The organism is Bacillus cereus group sp. BfR-BA-01309 (assembly GCF_022664315.1).
Classification (GTDB): Bacteria; Bacillota; Bacilli; order Bacillales; family Bacillaceae_G; genus Bacillus_A; species Bacillus_A mobilis.
The window spans coordinates 63,327-81,538 of the sequence record NZ_JAKUHE010000019.1; the positions used below are offsets into that span (position 1 = coordinate 63,327).

The following is an 18,212-nucleotide window of genomic DNA, read 5'->3' on the forward strand; positions in this document are numbered from 1 at the left end:
CTTTAATTAAATTATATATCTATAACAACATAGGGCAATGTTACTTTTTCTATTATAATGATAGATATGTTCTATCTCCCCTCTAATAGTTACTCGAAATTCAATCATTATTTAATTAAATTTCTTATCTGTTCTTTACTTTGTTCAGAAATAGGGAACCCTAATTTTGTAATTTCATTTGTAAGTAATTCAATAAAATTTCTAGTGCCAAACCCAATAAATTTATCTCTACGCAAAATAAGGTTAACTTTCCTACTAATTCTAGGATTTACTATAGGAATTGCTGATAAATCATTATCTACAGTAATATCAAGTAAAGTTTTAGAGACAATTGTCACTCCAAATTCATTTCTAACAAGATCAAATAACGATTCGATACTAGAGGTCTCAATAATTGGAGACAAGTTTATTTTTTGTGGTAAACATGTATAATTCAATAACTTTCTGCATTCATGACTGTCTGGGAACAAGATTAATGGTAATTTATTCAATTCCGAGAATTGTATTTCTTGTTCATTAACTAGTGAATGGTTATTTGATACCACTAAAAATAACTCTTCTGTGTATAATGGTATTTTTACAATTTTTTCATCTTCGAATACGTACTCGGAAGAATCAATGGTAACAGCAAAATTAACCTGATTCTGGTTTATTAATTCTAGTATTTCATCCGAACTTATAATTTTTACTGTTACCTCTGGATAATTTTTATGAAAATCTAATAATAAAGTGGAGACTAAGTCTGTTAGTTCGCCAGGCAAAGTGGCAATTGCAATTTTACCTCCTTTTATCTCCTTTAATTCACTGATTTGTTCTTTTACATTATCTAATGCATTAAAAATATTTTTACATTCGTTGGCTAAGATAGACCCAACGTCAGTTATGGCTATTTTCTTTCCCATGCGGTCAAATAACGGCATACCTATTTCGTCTTCAAGTGCTTTAATTTGATGGCTTAATGTAGGTTGCGTAATACCTAGCTTATCTGCTGCTTTTGTAAAATGAAGTTCTTTATAAAGTGTCATGAAATACTCTAACTGTCTTAATTCCATATAAAAATAATCTGCTACTAAAAGTATAGACAAATGTATATTCTTAGAGTATTCCTGCTTCTACGTGCCCTGCCTCGCTAATCACTTGCTACTACAGTTTGCTGTGACACTCCACAGGCGTAAATTCCGATGTAGCCCACCGTACATATATACAATCTATTTACGTTAGTATTGTATATTTTTTTGCTTGTAAAAGGTTGATAGATGCATTTAAATCTCTATCCATTACATTTCCACAATCACATGTATATACTCGGTCAGACAGCTTTAAATCCGACTTTTTTTGACCGCAACATGAACATAACTTTGACGAGGGATAGAATTTATCTACTTGACGTAGTTCAATTCCATATTCCCTACATTTAGTTGATAACCATGTTTTAAAAGCATAAAAACATTGTTGTGCTACAGCTTTAGATAGATGTTTGTTCTTCATCATACCTTTCACATTCAAATCTTCTACTGTAATAAACGTTGGCTTGGTTTTCACCACATCATTTACAATAGACTTTACATACTCTAGTTGAATATTCGCTAATCGAGCACATAACTTTTGCACCCTAAGAATATTTTTATCTATATTTGCTCTTTTGTTAGTAACAGGTTGTTCACCTCTCTTTTTTAGATTTTCAAATTTGCGTGATAAAGAGCGTTGTTCACGTTTTAACCGTTTTTCTATCTTTTTTACTTGTACTGTTTTATTTATATTTTTGTGAGTTTTTCCATCGCTACGTACAGCGAAGTCTTTAATTCCCAAATCAATTCCTAGACCTACTGCATTGAGAGTTGCATTTGGTTTTACCTCTTTCACTTCACAGAGTATAGACACATAGTATCTTCCTGCTCTTTGATATACTGTACCACTTTTTACAGTTGTATTTTTTGAAATATATCCATACTCTTTTAACCTTATCCAACCAATTGTAGGGACTTTTACTCTATGTCTTTCTACTGTCCAATCTGTTTTGTTGTTTTTCGGGAAGTAGCACTTCACATCTTGCTTATTCTTTTTTTTATATCGTGGAAACTTAGATAAACCTTTAAAAAATCGCTTAAAAGCTTTATCTCCATTCATAATTGCTTGTTTTACCGCTTTGCTCGACACTTCTTTAATCCACTGGTCACACTCTTTTGTATGAATGTTGTTTAGCCATTTAGAAAAGTCATAGCCACTAAGAAATTTCCCCTCCGACTCATATACCTCTTTATTTTTAGAGATATACAGGTTATATACATATCGACACACCCCAATAGTTTGACGGATTTTACTAACTTGTTCAGTTGTCGGTTTGATTTCTATTACATATGCTCTTTTCATAAGTCTTCATCCTCCGACATTTTCTTTTTGTATTTTCTCAACCCATATATTCTACAGCTAAATACATGAATGATAGATATTAAATCCTGAACAAGTTCTTCTTGAGGAGATAGTTTTTCATTGTTAACAATCATAATTTCCACTCCCATTTTACGAAGAAACTGATTGTCCCACCTTTGCAATGTCTTAACAGAGACATTAAGCATTTCTGAAAATTCTTTCGGTTTATATTGTTTCATAATTACTTTTTACTATATATGCCTACTTTTTTCTATGTTTTTGTTTGCTGTTTCTTTCTCCTTTATTTTTTAATAATAATTACATTTCTTTTCATATCTTTATCATTTTATAAGAAACCCTTGATTTTTTAACCTTATAATCGCTTCATACTCTCCCTTTACTCTAAATGTTCTATTCCTTCATTTATGAAAAAACGTAATTTTCTCTAATTAAATTCATTAGAGAAAATTACGTTTTTGTTATTTGAGATTCGATAATAATTTTGCTTAGTGGGTATATTTAATATCCTATAGCCTTTCCCTTACAAAAATTTAGTTGGCTATATATGATTTATTTCACCTTTCCTCTTAAAAATTTCTATATATTGAACAATGAGTACCCTTATTTTTCAATTTCTAAAGGGATGTTGTGACTATAAGTTTGACTAGAGCTTCTAATTTGAAACCCTTCAAAGAAATCAATAGTTAAATTATCGTCAAGAAAAGCTAAAGAGGCTTTGTTTATATAAAATGATTTCCAGTTTGTTTGAATTTCTTCGAAACCTACATCTGATTTAATTAATTGTATTCTTACAACACCATCCAATGGACGCCCACAGCCTCCCATTTCATATTGTAGAAATCGAAAATGGTTAGGATATTTAGTCTCTAAACTTTCGAAATGTTTAATAGCAGCTTCTGTAACAGTGATATTAATTTGCATATTATTTTCCCGCCTTTTCTATTTTGGATTGAAAGTAGAATAATTTACGAATTCCCAATTATAAGATTCATAACAAGGTGCTTCATGTACTTCAATTATTTGAAATTGTACTAAACGTTGCGCACCAGGGAACTTTGAGAGAATATCTTTATCAATGTTCCAAATGATACTTGCTTCTCCTGTGATTTGTAATGTAGCCCCAGTATTAAAATCAAAAAACAGTAACCCAACATTGGGATTTTGAACAATATTTCCTAAGGTATTGAACAACATGTTTCCTGCGTAATCTGGAAATATAATTGTTTTTTCATTAATGACATAAACAAATCCTGGCATCCCACCCCTATGGGAAATGTCCATCTTTTCCTCAGAACTTGCACTTGCAATAATAAAAGTATCGGATTCACTAATCCAATTCTGTTGCTTTTTATTTAAAGTGTTACGCGGATGAAGTTTCTTATTTACAATTTCTTCAACAGCTTTATATTCGAATCTTCTCGCCTGTATATATTTAGGACAATTACCGAATACTTGTTCAATTTTGATTTCAAAGTTTCCATCTGGATAAACTATCGAAACCTTACCATTTATTCGTATTCTTATTCTGGAAGCAAAATCAATTACTAAAATTCCTACTTCTTTATGTTGTAAAATATTTAAAAATAAAGGGTCACCTTCGTTTATTTTTGTATTGATTTTAACTATGTCGGCTTCGATAGCTTGTATGATCCCAGGATTTCCTGCTAAAAATGAACTCCAAACTCTCCCTCTTTGATCCATAGAAGACATCACGAATGAATTCTGTCCATTGAGAAAATTCATAAACTTCTTCGGGAGTGTCTGTTGAATCATTGTACTTGCAGAGTTTGCAATCTTTTGTACACCTAATAAATCGTGTACAGTACGCTCTCCAGAATGAAAAACCTCCATTTATTATTCCTCCAATCTACTTTGCAATAGCGAACTAGCTAAAACACATTCAAATACTTAATTTAAATAAAAAACGTAAAGCAAACATTGATAATATAATCTTTGCCATCAACAAGCTTTCATTATTTTTTATTCATATACATAGAAGAATGAAAGCCATTCACTTCAAGAAAATAACTTCATTTCACACTAGTCCCCTTTTGCAAAAGCATAATGGATTCAAAGGATTACCTTTAAGTTCTAACCTAAATATATACAGATATCTTTACGTTTAAAGCCACGCTTTACAAGATACTTTATATACCCCTTATCGTGAGATTTTTTGTCTATTAAAGTTACTTATCATTTCGTATTGCTATCTTGTAAAGCAACTTCAGTTTAACTCTCAGTTAACTATTAATCAATTCTATAATTTCTATAGTTAACATAGATGACATCTATTATTTTGAGTACATAAAACATTTATATTAAGGATAGATTTAATTTGTGAAATAGGAAGCGCCAAAGTTTTTTAAGTTAAAAGTAGTTATTTGAGTTTGTTTCTTGATGATTTATTGAAACCTTAATCATAGATATCTTCTATGAAAACGATAGAAACGATTACATTGATAAATAATAGATGCTTTATATAATTAAGTTAAGCTCATGAGCTAGCAAGAAAATCAACAATATCAATTATTTATAGGAGGCAATTTATATGCAAAAAACAGTTGCAGGTATCGTAATTCCAGATAGTAAAATAGCAGTAGAGGCGCAAGAAATTCTTCGTGAATATGGTAACGATTTACTTTGGAATCATTCAAATCGTGTTTACTTATTCGGTGCTCTTCAAGGGAAAAAAGCTGATCTTAAGTATGACGAAGAGCTATTATATGTTAGCGCTCTATTCCATGATCTTGGGCTTACAAAGAAATTTAGTAGTCCAGACAAACGTTTTGAAGTAGATGGTGCAAATGCTGCACGTAGTTTTCTGCAACAACATGGCATGGATAATGAGTCAATTAGACTGGTTTGGGATTCGATTGCACTTCACACAACGATTGGAATTGCTGAATATAAAGAACCCCAAGTTGCATTAATTTATTCTGGAGTAGGATACGATGTTATGGGGGATGGGTATGACGAAATTTCAGAGGAAATTCGTGAGCAAGTTGTATCTGCTTTCCCTCGAGATAATTTCAAACAAAAAATCCTTCCTGCTTTCCTTGAAGGTTTCGCTCATAAACCTGAAACTACTTTTGGAAACATTAAAGCAGATGTTTGCTCGTTACTTCTTCCAGGCTTTAAACGCAAAAATTTCTGTGATTGCGTTTTACATTCACCTTGGAAAGAATAGTCATTACACTTATGACTATTCAAAAAAGGAAATATCTACAAAATAAGTTAATTACGATTTCGCTTCCTTTTTATATAAAAATTAGAACGAGCTAATTAATTTCTAATTTAATGTAGTTAAATATTACTCATAGAGATAAAAAGCTTGCCATTTTCATTCATGGCAAGCTTTTTCAAATAAATAATATCTAATAATTCCAAAAATACAAAAGGGACAATTAGGGGGTACCATACTTACCCATCAACCTAAGATTTTGAAGTATCCCCAAACGAAAGCTTCATCCTTTCATAGTTGTCCATAGAAATTCAGTTCATTTTTTCATTTTGAGGAAGAACGTATTTTTCAACTTGATAGTGATGTGATACTACCCCATCTTAGAAAAATTATTAGATGACAAAATATAAAATCATACAGTAAAAGGAGCAATACTCTATGTTAAAACTTGTACATAACGAGACACAACCTACATTCTTTGAGCGATTTTTCTTTGAAAACCCTGTTCAAAATGATGTTTTTATAATTGAAGTTAATAAAAAACATTTCTTTTTCGAATACGATGCTGTGATTGATATGATCAAAAAATCAAACTCAAAACAACAAGAATATGTTAAAAGACAACTGCAAATTTATCGCTATTTAAGCCAGGACTTAAGAACTTGTTTACAAGCAATCGCAACAGATTATATAAGAAGAATTTTCGAAGAGAACAACAAAATGGAATGCAAGATTGGAGCCTCACACTCCATCCAACACATGAACTAAAGGAGAAACTTATCCAAAGTGAAAAATTGGAGAATTAACGGGAGTTAAGTTCGAGGCTATTGAAACTAAAGAAAAAATAATTTTTATAAAATAGTGAAAGAATATAGAGAAAACGAAGTGGCAACTAACTTATAACGAATTGAAGCCGAAAATTCCTTAGCGTAGAAAATTCGGCTTATTTTATATGGAAGATTGCTCTACAATATCAGAATGAAATAATCACCTGATTCATAGAAAAACCGAGGTTTATACTGTAATCCGTGCCATAACAAAGCATTAGCCAGTTCCCATGTGTTCAATTAAGTGAAATGCTGTCGGGGGTGAACCATTTTCGAGCCTCAAGCGAATTAAATTAGCACACTCTTCAGGGTTTAGTACAGAAGTATCGATTTCTAAGTCATAAATACCGGGCTCATGGACGGACTCTTGCCATAGTTTTACTGGTAATGGGATTGAACCATCTTCTGAGTAACCAACTTTCCATGTTTCTATCCGTCGTTTCATAATAATTTCAATTGGACAATGTACCCCCACAAACATAACTGGCAGTCCCTTTAGTATCCGTGCACATTCGGGCAGAATTCTACATGGGACGGAATAATTGTCATGATGACCAACATCAACTACGACGTTTATCCCTAAACGACTATGTGCAGCAATAGACTCATACATGGCTTTATACATAAGTATAACCAAGGGCTCAATATCGGGTCGCTCGCCACCAGGGCGTAACCCAATACCTGGCTGATAGCGTTCTGGGGTCATTTGCATGAACCCATCTACTCCTAAGTTCATCCACACACCTTTAAACGTGCTCTGGATTACAGTGGTGATGCTGGATTTCCCAGATCTAGGAGTACCGTTCATAATAACAATTTGTCCAGGTTTATCCATTGGTAACATACAGAAATACCCCTTTCATGATTCTACCTTGTAATCTTAACTCCGATTTTCCCTTTAAAGGAATAACTTACAACTTCAAGAATGATCCTCAAGAGTCCTTTCTTATTTCACAATCTGGCCCAATTGTTGAATAACATAATAAAGTCGTTTAAAACAACTTTATTATGTTTTAAACGACTTTATTGTAAATTGAAAAACTTTATTATCTCTGTACATTAACATTAGGGGGAATTTTGTTTTGTTAGCTTGATAGAGATGGGATGGTACCCCATCTCTATCAAGCTAAGCTCATACAACTTCAGGATTTTTAAAGGCTACATGAAGTGAATTTTAAGCCCTCAGGGATCAACGAATTCCTGAGGGCTTGCCTACGTGATATAACATATTTACCTTATAACCATCCTATTTAAGTTTATAAGAACTATACTTTTGAGATAAAAGTCATTACTTGTTTTATAAACTCGTAACCAAAATAACCACTAAATCCGAATAGGACTATTGCGGCAAATATAGATACCCTTTTAATAAAGGTTGGATTTAGAAAACGTCTAGTAAAATGAACAAAGCTTAATAAGATCATATCATGCATAAAGATACCTAATAAAATACCTACAGCTATTAATATAAATGCAGATGCGCTTGCATTACCTAATGAAGAAACTAGAACCGGGCCAAAGACCCCTATCCAAAATACAATATTAGCCGGTGATATAGCAATCATAAAACCAGATAAATACGCTGATAATAAAGATTTATTAGGATCTTCTCCCTCCATGTTAACTTCTGACTTTGCTTCTTTAATACTTTCTATTCCAATAAACATTAAAAATACAAAACCTAGTAGCCACATAACTGTTTCTACCCATGGATTGGTTAATACACTAGAGAACCCTAGATAAATCAGGACTATTAAAGATAAATCTACAGTCATTCCTCCTATACCTACAAACCAACCATGTACGAAACCATTTCTCATTCCTTGTTTCGTCATTTGGACTGTCATAGCACCTGCAGGTATCGCTAAAGATAGACCTAACAAAATATATGTGAAAAGTGTTATAATCATAAAAATTCTCCTATTATAAATATTGTAATAATTAAACCCTTTTTCTTTTTTTCTGGTTCAGCAAATAGAGCACGGCGACTTTTCATACTACTTCTAGCAAGCACCAAAAACTCACAAGAAGATTAAATGCCTAAAATCCCATAAGATCCTTTACATGTTCAGCATTCTTTTTAGATGTTAATTTTTCAAGTAATAAAAACGCAACATCAAAAGCTGTGCCTGGATTTGATGATGTAATAATATTTCCATCTTGTACAATTAAATCATTTTGTACTATTGCACCGAAATTCTTTAACTGCTCTTTTCGTTTACTCGTTGGATGACTGTATGTGGTAGCTTTTTTACCTACAAGAATTCCACTTTTTCCAAGCGTTAATGATGCAACACAAATACTGGCAATAGGCTTCTGCTTGGCATAAAAATGTTGAATAACATGTAAGAATTCTCTACTATATGCATCCCGATAAAAACCAGCTTCTTCAAACCCTCCTGGAATAGCTAGCGCATCAAACTCATCTAATTGAATATCATCAACTGTTTTTTCGGGTATGACAGTAAAATTCCAAGTACAAGTTAATTTATTCCGAAGACCAACTGTTACGACCTCGGTCGATCCATCTCCCTCCCATTTATTCCAGCCTAGTACATCTGTAAATACACTAGCTTCTACTGCTTCAAACCCGTCAGCTAATAATAATAAAATCTTTTTCATATCGTAAACCTCCTCCTTCTATCCTTATTTTATACAAGTATAGAAGGCTGATAAATAAGTTCAATAAGGATATTTGATTGTTCGGCTTTATTTTATAAAGAATTTAGGTTATTCTATTTTATAAAAAAAGGTTGGATAATTTATGGATCAAATTGATAAAAAAATCGTGGGACTATTACAGTCAAATGCAAAAATTTCAATGAAGGATTTAGCGGAAGCGGTTCATTTATCTTCCCCGTCAGTAACTGAGCGAGTACGAAAGTTAGAGGAACAACAAATTATTGAAGGTTACCATGCACATGTTTCTCTAAAAAAAATAAATCGTCCAATTTCTGCACTTATACTGTTTAAATCAACAAATTGTAAATCATTATCTAACTTTTGCTACAATCATCCAGATGTACTTGAGTGTTATAGAGTAGCAGGAGAAATTAGCTACATTGTCAAAATAGCCACACATTCTGTAGAAAGTTTAGAACAATTTATTGATGATTCAATGCAATATGGTACGCCATCAACGAATATCGTGTTATCTTCTTATGAAAAAAAAATAATTACTCCCTTTATTAGTGAAGAATAAAAATACTGGCATAATCAATTTACTATTGCTGATGCAGAAAGATAATTTTTGTATGTTATATAAAAAAATAAAGACGTTATATTTTTTAAAAAGGAGTGTAATTACAATGGATTTTTCTAATAAATCAGTGATCATAACAGGGGCTGGAAATGGAATCGGGAGAGAAATCGCTTTACATTATGCAGAAAAAGGGGCCAATGTTATTTTAGCAGATATAGACGAAAAAGCAGGTGCAACAACAGTTACTAAGATGAAAGAACAGGGTAAAGAAGCACTTTTCGTACAAACAGATGTAAGGCTGGAAACAGATATTATTCGATTAATGGAAGTAGCTAATCAAACATACGGTCAGATAGATATTTTAATCAATAATGCCGGAAAAGAGTTATTCAAGTCTCCTTACGATGTTTCGCTAGAAGAATGGGACGATGTGATCAATACAAACTTAAGAAGCGTTTTCTTGGGTTCGCGTGAAGCAGCAAAGTATATGCGTCATAACAAAGAAGGTGGATCTATTGTGAATATCGCCTCTACAAGGGCGATTATGTCTGAGCCAAATTCAGAATCTTATGCTGCCACAAAAGGTGGGATCGTTACTATTACACATGCGCTCGCAGCCTCATTTAGCGAAGATAGGATTACAGTGAATGCTATTTCCCCAGGTTGGATTGAAACCGGAGATTATTCAAAGTTAAGTAAAATTGATCATGAACAGCATCTATCAAGGCGTGTAGGAAAACCAGATGATATTGCACGAGCCTGTCTGTATTTAACAGCCACTGAAAATGATTTTGTTACAGGTATAAACCTTATCGTAGACGGTGGAATGACGAGGAAAATGATGTATGAGGAATAGGCGGTAATCAATCAAAAATACAGATTCGTTATCAATAAAGCCTACTTTATCCAAGGTGAATCCCCAAGTAGAAACAAAGGAACATTAACAGTAACTGACCCGTCAAAAGGTTCTCCTCTACCGGACCTTCCTAAAATGCCAAACGAGCATAGTCCTGGATTAAAAGATATGGATCTTTAAGATCACTATGGCCAACTATTTATTCATGGTTGGCCATAAATCTTTATATGGATTCAATTCACACCTTACTCTACCCCAATTACATCACATAACGTAAACATTCTTTGATTATGAAAAGCATCGGTACAAGTAATCGTCTTATTTAATGGATTTATATCAAATAGCTTTCTTCTTATGTAATTAAGAACAGATAACTTTTCCCCTCTCTTTTCCAATGTAAGTTTTATAAATATATATTTTTTCAAACTAAAATAGTTCATTTTAGCGATTAGATAATATTTAATATCAATAAACAAACAATGTTTTTATCAATATTTCCGAAAAATCAGTACATGTTTTTCCTCATTTCTTTGATAAGAAGGTCTATTAAAGACACTCTATTTATCCATCTTAACTATATAAAAAAAGCCTCAAAAAACTTTATTTTTTGAAGCTTTGATAATTATTTAGTATAAGGGGTAGCACCACATCACCATCAAGCTAAGAAATTCATTGTTCCTCAAAAAGAAAAAGATGAGCTGAAGGCCCTTAAATAGCTATTTAGAGATAAGGCGATGTTTTAGGAATCTTTAAAATATTAACTTGAATAGCATATGTACTACCGACAAAACGTTGATATTGTGTATTATCAAGATCTAAAGTATAAATATCCTTATGAAGTATAGAAAAGTATATATTAGACATGAACTATATGTACTTTCCTTTTATCAAATTAAAGAACTTGATAGATTAATGATAAGAAGCATAATCAATCTACTCTCTAATAATAATTGTATAGTTTATATATATTAAGGTGATTTTTTACTTTTATTAGATAACTTATACTTAATAGTTTTAAAAAGGTTACACATCACTTGTATATTAAAACCATTTATCTTATTCGATATTTGATGTTCACAATTGTACTCTATTTTTAGGTTTGTGTATTTAAACTCTGTTTAGACAAGAGAATTTTCTAATCTTCTTGACGAGGAGACAGGAGCATATTTTGTAATGCTTTTCCAAATAAATTTAAGGGCATATGTTCTTCGCTAATATAATAACATAGGGCCATACCATTTTCTAATGAAAGAATAGTCCATGCCATTTCGTTAGCAGATAGAGCAGATTCATTCTCATTCTCTTTTGACATCAATTTCTCAATAGCTTCGGAAATTTGTTCTACCGATTTGGTTATCATATTTGACCATTTATGGCGTACCGATTCTTCACGCATCGCATAAAGGAGAAACTCCATGTTAAGCATGCTCCATGTTCGATTTTTTTGTCTACTTGAAAGAGAATATTCATCCAAAATTCCGATGAATTGTGATAATGAATGCTGTTGGTCTATTATTTGATGGATGTTATTCACGTGTAAACGCATTTGTTTTTCCAATATGGCTAGAAAGAGCTCTTCTTTGGAATTAAAATGAGCATAAACGGCTCCCTTACTAAACCCGGCATACTCTGCAATTTTATCAACAGAAGCTCCGTGAAAGCCTAATTGAGCAAAGACCTCAACGGCTGATTCTAAAAGTAATTGCCGTGTTTCCTTTTTTCTTTCTTCTTGAGTTAATCTTCGTTTGATCATTTCTCCTCCTCCGTATCTTGACAATTATATCATATAGAACTAATATACCATATAGTATATAAATTCCGTTTGGTATTTAAATTACGGAAGGAATCTATGTATTAAATAATCAGCAATAATGTCATTTTAGATTAGATTATGAAAATTATAGATAATCTAGTAAAAGGAGAGACGAGAAATAATGCAAAAGATAGATTCCCTTAAAACACCAAAACAGACTCCAGCAAAAATTTTAGCGCAAACAGTTAAAACCGGGATTATTAAATCAAACCTGATTCCAATGTTTGCTGGATTAACATTGGCATTATATACATATCAGATTAGCTTGTTTGAGAAACTTCCAGAAATAGTATTTGCTTTGATTGGCTCTATTTTAGTAATGGGTGCAGCAGGAGCTTTTAATAACTTGTATGATCGTGATATTGATTCTATTATGGAGAGAACAAAAAATAGACCCACAGTGACAGGAGAAATAAAACCAAAAGCTGTATTATGGCTAGGTATTTTAATGACCACCTTGGGATTGTTTTCTCTTGCATTAACAACTCTGCTAGCAGCATTCTTAGGGTTTTTAGGCTTATTTTTTTATATTGTCCCATATACAATGTGGAGTAAAAGAAGAACAATTTATAATACGGAGGTTGGAAGTATTTCAGGAGCAATGCCCCCTCTTATTGGATGGGCTGCTATTTATCCAGACATTACACATCCTGCTATTCTTGGTCTTTTTGTGATTACAGTCATTTGGCAAATGCCTCATTTCTATGCCATAGCTATTCGCAAACACGATGAGTATAAGGCAGCTAAAGTTCCTATGCTTCCAGTAGTCAAAGGTGTTAAAAGAACATATTTGCAAACTAATATTTATTTAATCATTTTAATTGCAATGAGTTTCCTATTTAGCTCTTTAAGCCTCGGCCTTACGTTAGTAGCACTTCTTTTAAGCATTTTATGGCTCGTCTTAAGTATTTTCGGCTATAAAAAAATGGATTCAGAGAAATGGGCAAAATCAATGTTTGTTTATTCACTTCTTCATATGACTATCTTGTTTTCGACTGTAATTATATATTCTCTTATGGGCATTTTTTTTGATTTATAAAAATTATAATTTTGTAGTCATAACACGAAAAAATACTATTCTTTCAATAGAGTATAGGAAAGGATGGTGTTTTTGAAAAGAAGACATCGATTAAGATGTCTTCTTTTACTTGTAGACTTGTTGTTAAGAAAGTTCGATGTTTTCCTTTTTTTATTATAGTGAAATTGAAATTAAAATATAATAAATCAAACTGAGGTAGCACACATGGAATCTTCATCCTGGTTTATTATAAAATTCTTAAGTTGATGGGTATGGGCTAAATCCCATAAACTTTCATTGGTAGATAAGTCAAGGACTGTCCCGTAGCAGAAGCAGTTAAGTTTTTTTCTAATTCAAACCCTTCAACTGGTTCGATACATGAAAACTTTTGTAAGAATGCCTCTAATACAATTTTCATTTCTAATCGTGCAAGAGGTGCACCTAAACAAAAATGTGGACCACTTCCGAAAGTTAGGTGCTTTTTATTATTTGAGCGATGAATGTCTATAGAAAAAGGATCGCTATACATATTTTCATCCATATTGGATGCACTCATCCAAGCAATGACTACGTCACCTTTTTTTAACTCAATCCCTAATAGATTATTATCTTTTTTGACCGTACGATCTCTTTTTGAAATATGAAAGCGATATCGAAGCATTTCTTCAACGGCTTTAGGGACTAGACCTATATCCTTTCTTAGTGTTTCATATAATGACTTGTCATCATAAAGCAATGAATAGAATGTATTGGCTATTGCGTGACTAGTTGTTTCAATACCTGCCCCTAAAAGTAACATAGTTGTTTGTACAATCTCATTATCCGTAAGTTTTTCCCCATCCACTTCAGCTCGAATCAAATCAGAGATAATATCATCACAAAGGTTCGAACGTTTTTGAACTACAATAGGATACAGATATTCAAAATATTTTTTCGCTGCCTTTTGTTTTTGTTGTTCAAGGTCTTCTAACCTTTCTTTGTCGTATGGTTGGAACAAAATATCAACCCAATCTTTAAACTGACCTTGACCTTGTGCAGGTACGCCAAATAAATCGCCTATTACTAGAGCAGGTAAAGGGGATGCCAAAGCGTCCACGATATTAATCGTAGAATTTTCTTGTATGTTTTCTACAAGCTCCGTTGCAATTTGTTGAATACGGGGTTCCCACTCTTTTAAACTGCGGGGAGTGAAAGCTGTTGCCAATAAGGACCGTACTTTTCGATGGTCAGGAGGATCAAGGAACGTAATCATTGTTATAGGTGAAGTATTTTTTTGATTTTTATTATCACCGACAAAAATACCGCTTCTAGGCCCTTGACTTGAAAAGAATTCATAATTGGTTAACACTTGCTTAACATCTTCATACTTAAACGCATTCCATGTATTTGTTTCCTCGTGAAAATAAACAGAATGATTGTGAAGCATTTCTTTATACCACTTTAAAGGGAAAAATTCTTCAGTACGCGTCTGGAAATTAGGGACTTCTTGAATTGCAATTACCTCTTTTTTCACTGATATTCCTCCTTAAAAATACAAATTTTATAACTCAATCTATAAATAGTCATATTTGGAGTACATCTCATTCCTAGCCAACATAAGATAGATACGATTTACTCCAAATATGATGACTAACAGTTGGTATAAATTTCTTCTTTTTGATTCGGGAATTCAAATGGTTTTAATTTATTTTTAATTTCTCTGTAGTTACCATCTCGGCAGGAATGTTAGTTTCTAATTCGGAAGCCTGTTTAACTTTCTTTATAAAGAAGGAAAGTATTAATCCGATGATACCAATTCCAATGATGACAAGGTAAGCGTCATTAATCCCCTGTATAGAGGCTTCTGTAACAAGCTCTTTTTGATTCAACCCTTTAGCTGTTGCGGTAGGAACCATATCCTGCAGATATGATTTCGTACGGCTCGTCATAACTGTCACGAGAAGCGAAGTACCGACAGCACCGGCAACTTGACGAATCGTATTGCTTATTGCTGTTCCATGTGCATTTAACCGTTGTGGCAATTGATTTAGACCTGCAGTCTGAATCGGCATCATCATCAAGGCCATACCAATGCGACGTCCTGTTGACATGAGAATCAAATAGATATAACTAGTGGAATCCGTCAAATTGATAAAGCCCATTGTTGTAATAATGGTAATTGTCATTCCAATAATAGCTAACCATTTCGCACCAAAGCGATCGAATAGCTTACCGGTAACTGGCATAAGGAATCCCATAACCAGCGCACCAGGAAGAAGCAGAAGACCAGACTCAATGGCTGTGAAACCACGCATATTTTGGAGATATAACGGAAGTAACATCATATCTGCATACATAACCATAGTAATTGCGATATTAATGATTGTTGTTAAAGAAAACATATTGTATTTAAATACACGTAAGTCAAGCAATGGATTTTGTGATCTTAATTCCTTCCATGAAAAGAGTACAAGGGCTAAGATACCTATAGTAATCGTACCTATTACCTCTATATCTGACCAGCCAAGACTTCCAGCCTGGCTGAAACCGTAAATTAATGAACCGAAACCAATGGTCGAAAGAATGACGCTTAGGATATTAAATTTTGTCTTGATTCGATCGGATACATTTCGGAGATAAATGAATCCCAGCACAATAACAAGGATAGTAAATGGAATCATTCCGTAAAACATCGTCTCCCATTTATAGTTATCAATCATGTATCCGGCAATTGTAGGACCAATTGCTGGTGCAAAAATGACGGCAAGTCCCACCATTCCCATAGCTGCTCCCCTCTTTTCGCGAGGGAAGATGGTCAAAATAACATGCGTAAGCAATGGCATAATAATTCCTGCACCGGCTGCTTGAATCATACGTCCGGTTAACAAGACAGGAAATCCTGTTGCTAAAGCTGAAACAATGGTTCCAGCTAGAAATATAAGCATGGAAGTTTGAAAGAGTTCACGTGTGGTAAACCGTTGCATTAAATATGCGGTAATAGGGATCAAGACGCCGTTTACTAGCATGTAACCGGTCGTTAACCACTGGGCTGTTGTAGCCGAAATCTTAAATTCAACCATAAGTTCAGGAGTAGCGACACTCATGAGTGTTTGGTTTAATGTTGCAAGAAAAGCACCTAAAATCATAATGAACATAATAGGTCCTTTTTTTATCGAATTGGGGACTGTTTTAGTCTGATTATGCAATTCTTTCATATCCTTTCTAATTTTAACGTAGACTTTTTTTACAAAGTGTTGAATAATTTACACTATATAAATTACATTATTATAGATTATTATGACAACAGACAATTTTTTAATAACTGTCTATTAGTTATCACTTCTTATGCTTTCTGTTAATAAAGTCTAAGATAATAGACAGAACTTATAATATTGTAAATTTCTAATTAATAGGAAAGGTGATTAGATATGACAAACCATCCAAAGTCCCGTGTAGACCCTCGAATCATCCGTACACGCCAGTTAATAAAAACTGCTTTAATAGATCTTCTACAAGAGATGGAAATTAGCAAAATAACAGTTAATAAAATTGCAGAACGTGCGACCATTAATCGTGTTACGTTCTATCTCCATTATCGTGATATTCATGATATGTTGGAGAAAATGGCACAGGAAATGGTCGAGGATATTGAGAAGATAATGATAAGTAAGCAAAACCCCTCAGATTCCTCTGAGGATATAGAATGGTTAAAACTCGTAGACCTACTTGAGTACATTGCTGACAATGCTAAATTCTATAAAGTAGTTCTTGGTTCTAGGCGAACACCGATTTTTACAGAACGCTTGTTAAATACACTTTCAGACAAAATAACAGAGAGAACAGAAAGTCACCCCTTTCTCGTTACTAAAGACATGCCAAAAGATATTGTTATTTGGTACGGTTCTTCAGCTTTAATTGGAACAATTGTAAAGTGGTTACATAGGGACATGCCGTATACACCACAATTTCTTGCCAAGAAGTTGTATATACTTTTTAAATCGAGTCATAAAGAAGTTTAAGTTGATATGGATTTAAAATCACTTACAGAAATCTAGAAGGTACAATTACCTGGATCTATTGAATGAAAAATTCATTTACGCCATATAAAGTTACGTTAAATTTGTGGCGTTTGGCCCCCACAAGATTAGCCAGTGATCATACTCAAAAACAAGAGGAAAATACCAAAAAACACTAATCTTACATAAGATTAGTGTTTTTTGGTTGATGACCTTTTTAAAATTTAGTTTCTCATAGTTAAATTCTTTTCCACAAATCGAGATTACTGTGTTATCAGCCCTCACGGTTTCAACTCGATTTTTTTCTGTTAAGTAATTTACCTAAGTCATAACTCTTCTAGTGTTAGGACGCTTGCTCTTTTTCACCCATGAAAATTTTTAAAAATATACTTTAGCTATTTACTTTTTAAAGAGGAAGCATATCTTTTCCGCAAACAAAAAGAACCATAACCTTGCCAAAATGGCAAAGTTATGGTTCAAATATGGATTCCAGTCACACTTTACTCCACTTCCATTACATCACAAAACTTAAACATTCTTTGATTACGAAAAGCATCCGTACAAGTAATCGTCTTATTTAATGGATTTATATCAGCTACTGTTATGTAATTTTTATATAGACAGCCATTTTTATAATATGTAAGTAAAACCTCTTCCTCACCTAAATATGAAATTAACAGCTTATTTTCAATTCTTTCTTTTGCATCTTGCGTTAAGATTGGACGCGGGATCTTTGTTTGCTCCTGTATCATTTCTTTAATACAGACGAACTGCTCTGGCATACTAGCAAACGGTTGCCACTTTACCATTCCTCTTCCTTTTGGCATATTAGCATTCAATATCGATAGGTAAGTCTTTGAAGTTATCTCTAACTTTTCCCCCGATCCGCACGGTACGTGCCACTTTCACGGCATACCGCGGTCCACCTA

Annotated in this window: 17 protein-coding genes and 3 pseudogenes; 7 read left to right on the forward strand and 13 right to left on the reverse strand. The window is 33.1% G+C overall.

Annotated features, from left to right (window positions below):
* Positions 1 to 107: 107 nt before the first annotated feature.
* The 5 genes and pseudogenes from MR115_RS25420 to MR115_RS25440 all read right to left on the reverse strand — a co-directional run bounded on the left by MR115_RS25420 (position 108) and on the right by MR115_RS25440 (position 4,242).
* Positions 108 to 1,052 (reverse strand): LysR family transcriptional regulator, encoded by a 945-nt coding sequence (locus MR115_RS25420; RefSeq protein WP_063260374.1) that lies wholly within the window; start codon positions 1,050 to 1,052, stop codon positions 108 to 110.
* Positions 1,053 to 1,212: 160 nt separating this feature from the next.
* Positions 1,213 to 2,370: an RNA-guided endonuclease InsQ/TnpB family protein gene (locus MR115_RS25425; protein WP_242243167.1), complete on the reverse strand. Its 1,158-nt coding sequence runs from the start codon at positions 2,368 to 2,370 to the stop codon at positions 1,213 to 1,215.
* Positions 2,367 to 2,522 (reverse strand): annotated as a pseudogene (locus MR115_RS25430) (IS607 family transposase); the annotation flags it as partial. The gene MR115_RS25425 and the pseudogene MR115_RS25430, both read right to left, overlap by 4 nt.
* A 469-nt stretch (positions 2,523 to 2,991) precedes the next feature.
* Positions 2,992 to 3,312, reverse strand: a complete 321-nt coding sequence (locus MR115_RS25435) for an iron-sulfur cluster biosynthesis family protein (RefSeq protein ID WP_001166648.1) — start codon at positions 3,310 to 3,312, stop codon at positions 2,992 to 2,994.
* Between the two features lie 18 nt (positions 3,313 to 3,330).
* Positions 3,331 to 4,242 carry a pyridoxamine 5'-phosphate oxidase family protein gene (locus MR115_RS25440; RefSeq protein WP_097864117.1) on the reverse strand — a complete coding sequence of 304 codons (912 nt, stop codon included), beginning with the start codon at positions 4,240 to 4,242 and terminating at the stop codon, positions 3,331 to 3,333.
* A 697-nt stretch (positions 4,243 to 4,939) separates the two neighbouring features.
* Here MR115_RS25440 and MR115_RS25445 point away from each other — a divergent pair.
* The gene (locus tag MR115_RS25445; RefSeq protein ID WP_242243168.1) at positions 4,940 to 5,578 is read left to right on the forward strand and encodes an HD domain-containing protein; all 639 of its coding nucleotides are present in this window, start codon (positions 4,940 to 4,942) and stop codon (positions 5,576 to 5,578) included.
* A gap of 432 nt (positions 5,579 to 6,010) precedes the next feature.
* Positions 6,011 to 6,340, forward strand: coding sequence for a hypothetical protein (locus MR115_RS25450; RefSeq protein ID WP_242243169.1), 330 nt, complete (start codon positions 6,011 to 6,013; stop codon positions 6,338 to 6,340).
* 276 nt (positions 6,341 to 6,616) lie between these two features.
* Here the strand turns inward: MR115_RS25450 and MR115_RS25455 are convergent, their stop codons facing one another.
* The 3 genes from MR115_RS25455 to MR115_RS25465 all read right to left on the reverse strand — a co-directional run bounded on the left by MR115_RS25455 (position 6,617) and on the right by MR115_RS25465 (position 9,021).
* Complete coding sequence (locus tag MR115_RS25455) at positions 6,617 to 7,243, reverse strand: chloramphenicol phosphotransferase CPT family protein (RefSeq protein ID WP_242243170.1); 627 nt, start codon at positions 7,241 to 7,243, stop codon at positions 6,617 to 6,619.
* A 421-nt stretch (positions 7,244 to 7,664) separates the two neighbouring features.
* A complete protein-coding gene (locus MR115_RS25460) occupies positions 7,665 to 8,309 on the reverse strand; it encodes a LysE family translocator (RefSeq protein WP_242243171.1) in 645 nt (214 codons plus the stop codon).
* Positions 8,310 to 8,439: 130 nt separating this feature from the next.
* A complete protein-coding gene (locus tag MR115_RS25465; protein ID WP_000722336.1) occupies positions 8,440 to 9,021 on the reverse strand; it encodes a DJ-1/PfpI family protein in 582 nt (193 codons plus the stop codon).
* Positions 9,022 to 9,163: 142 nt separating this feature from the next.
* On the opposite strand from MR115_RS25465, the gene MR115_RS25470 reads away from it, so the two are divergent.
* The 3 genes and pseudogenes from MR115_RS25470 to MR115_RS25480 form a co-directional block, all read left to right on the forward strand.
* On the forward strand, positions 9,164 to 9,601 hold the full coding sequence (locus MR115_RS25470) for an Lrp/AsnC family transcriptional regulator (protein ID WP_000372089.1): 438 nt from the start codon (positions 9,164 to 9,166) through the stop codon (positions 9,599 to 9,601).
* 106 nt (positions 9,602 to 9,707) lie between these two features.
* Positions 9,708 to 10,457, forward strand: coding sequence for a glucose 1-dehydrogenase (locus tag MR115_RS25475; protein WP_242243172.1), 750 nt, complete (start codon positions 9,708 to 9,710; stop codon positions 10,455 to 10,457).
* A 51-nt stretch (positions 10,458 to 10,508) separates the two neighbouring features.
* A pseudogene (locus tag MR115_RS25480) lies at positions 10,509 to 10,637 on the forward strand (manganese catalase family protein); the annotation flags it as partial.
* A gap of 65 nt (positions 10,638 to 10,702) precedes the next feature.
* On the opposite strand, the pseudogene MR115_RS25485 reads toward MR115_RS25480, so the two are convergent.
* Both MR115_RS25485 and MR115_RS25490 read right to left on the reverse strand, forming a co-directional pair.
* A pseudogene (locus MR115_RS25485) lies at positions 10,703 to 10,798 on the reverse strand (YolD-like family protein); the annotation flags it as partial.
* A gap of 794 nt (positions 10,799 to 11,592) precedes the next feature.
* The gene (locus tag MR115_RS25490) at positions 11,593 to 12,210 is read right to left on the reverse strand and encodes a TetR/AcrR family transcriptional regulator (RefSeq protein WP_242243173.1); all 618 of its coding nucleotides are present in this window, start codon (positions 12,208 to 12,210) and stop codon (positions 11,593 to 11,595) included.
* 181 nt (positions 12,211 to 12,391) lie between these two features.
* Here MR115_RS25490 and cyoE point away from each other — a divergent pair, with 181 nt between their 5' ends.
* Entirely contained in the window at positions 12,392 to 13,309 is a 918-nt protein-coding gene (gene cyoE / locus MR115_RS25495) for a heme o synthase (protein ID WP_242243174.1), read from the forward strand.
* A 256-nt stretch (positions 13,310 to 13,565) separates the two neighbouring features.
* On the opposite strand, the gene MR115_RS25500 is transcribed toward cyoE, so the two are convergent.
* Together MR115_RS25500 and MR115_RS25505 are read right to left on the reverse strand one after the other, a co-directional pair.
* Positions 13,566 to 14,801, reverse strand: coding sequence for a cytochrome P450 (locus MR115_RS25500; RefSeq protein WP_242243175.1), 1,236 nt, complete (start codon positions 14,799 to 14,801; stop codon positions 13,566 to 13,568).
* Between the two features lie 166 nt (positions 14,802 to 14,967).
* Positions 14,968 to 16,482, reverse strand: coding sequence for a DHA2 family efflux MFS transporter permease subunit (locus MR115_RS25505; protein ID WP_375337825.1), 1,515 nt, complete (start codon positions 16,480 to 16,482; stop codon positions 14,968 to 14,970).
* Positions 16,483 to 16,695: 213 nt separating this feature from the next.
* Here MR115_RS25505 and MR115_RS25510 point away from each other — a divergent pair, with 213 nt between their 5' ends.
* Positions 16,696 to 17,286, forward strand: a complete 591-nt coding sequence (locus MR115_RS25510; RefSeq protein ID WP_242243177.1) for a TetR/AcrR family transcriptional regulator — start codon at positions 16,696 to 16,698, stop codon at positions 17,284 to 17,286.
* Positions 17,287 to 17,783: 497 nt separating this feature from the next.
* Here MR115_RS25510 and MR115_RS25515 read toward each other — a convergent pair whose 3' ends face one another.
* A complete protein-coding gene (locus tag MR115_RS25515) occupies positions 17,784 to 18,125 on the reverse strand; it encodes a YolD-like family protein (RefSeq protein WP_242243181.1) in 342 nt (113 codons plus the stop codon).
* Positions 18,126 to 18,212 lie beyond the last annotated feature (87 nt).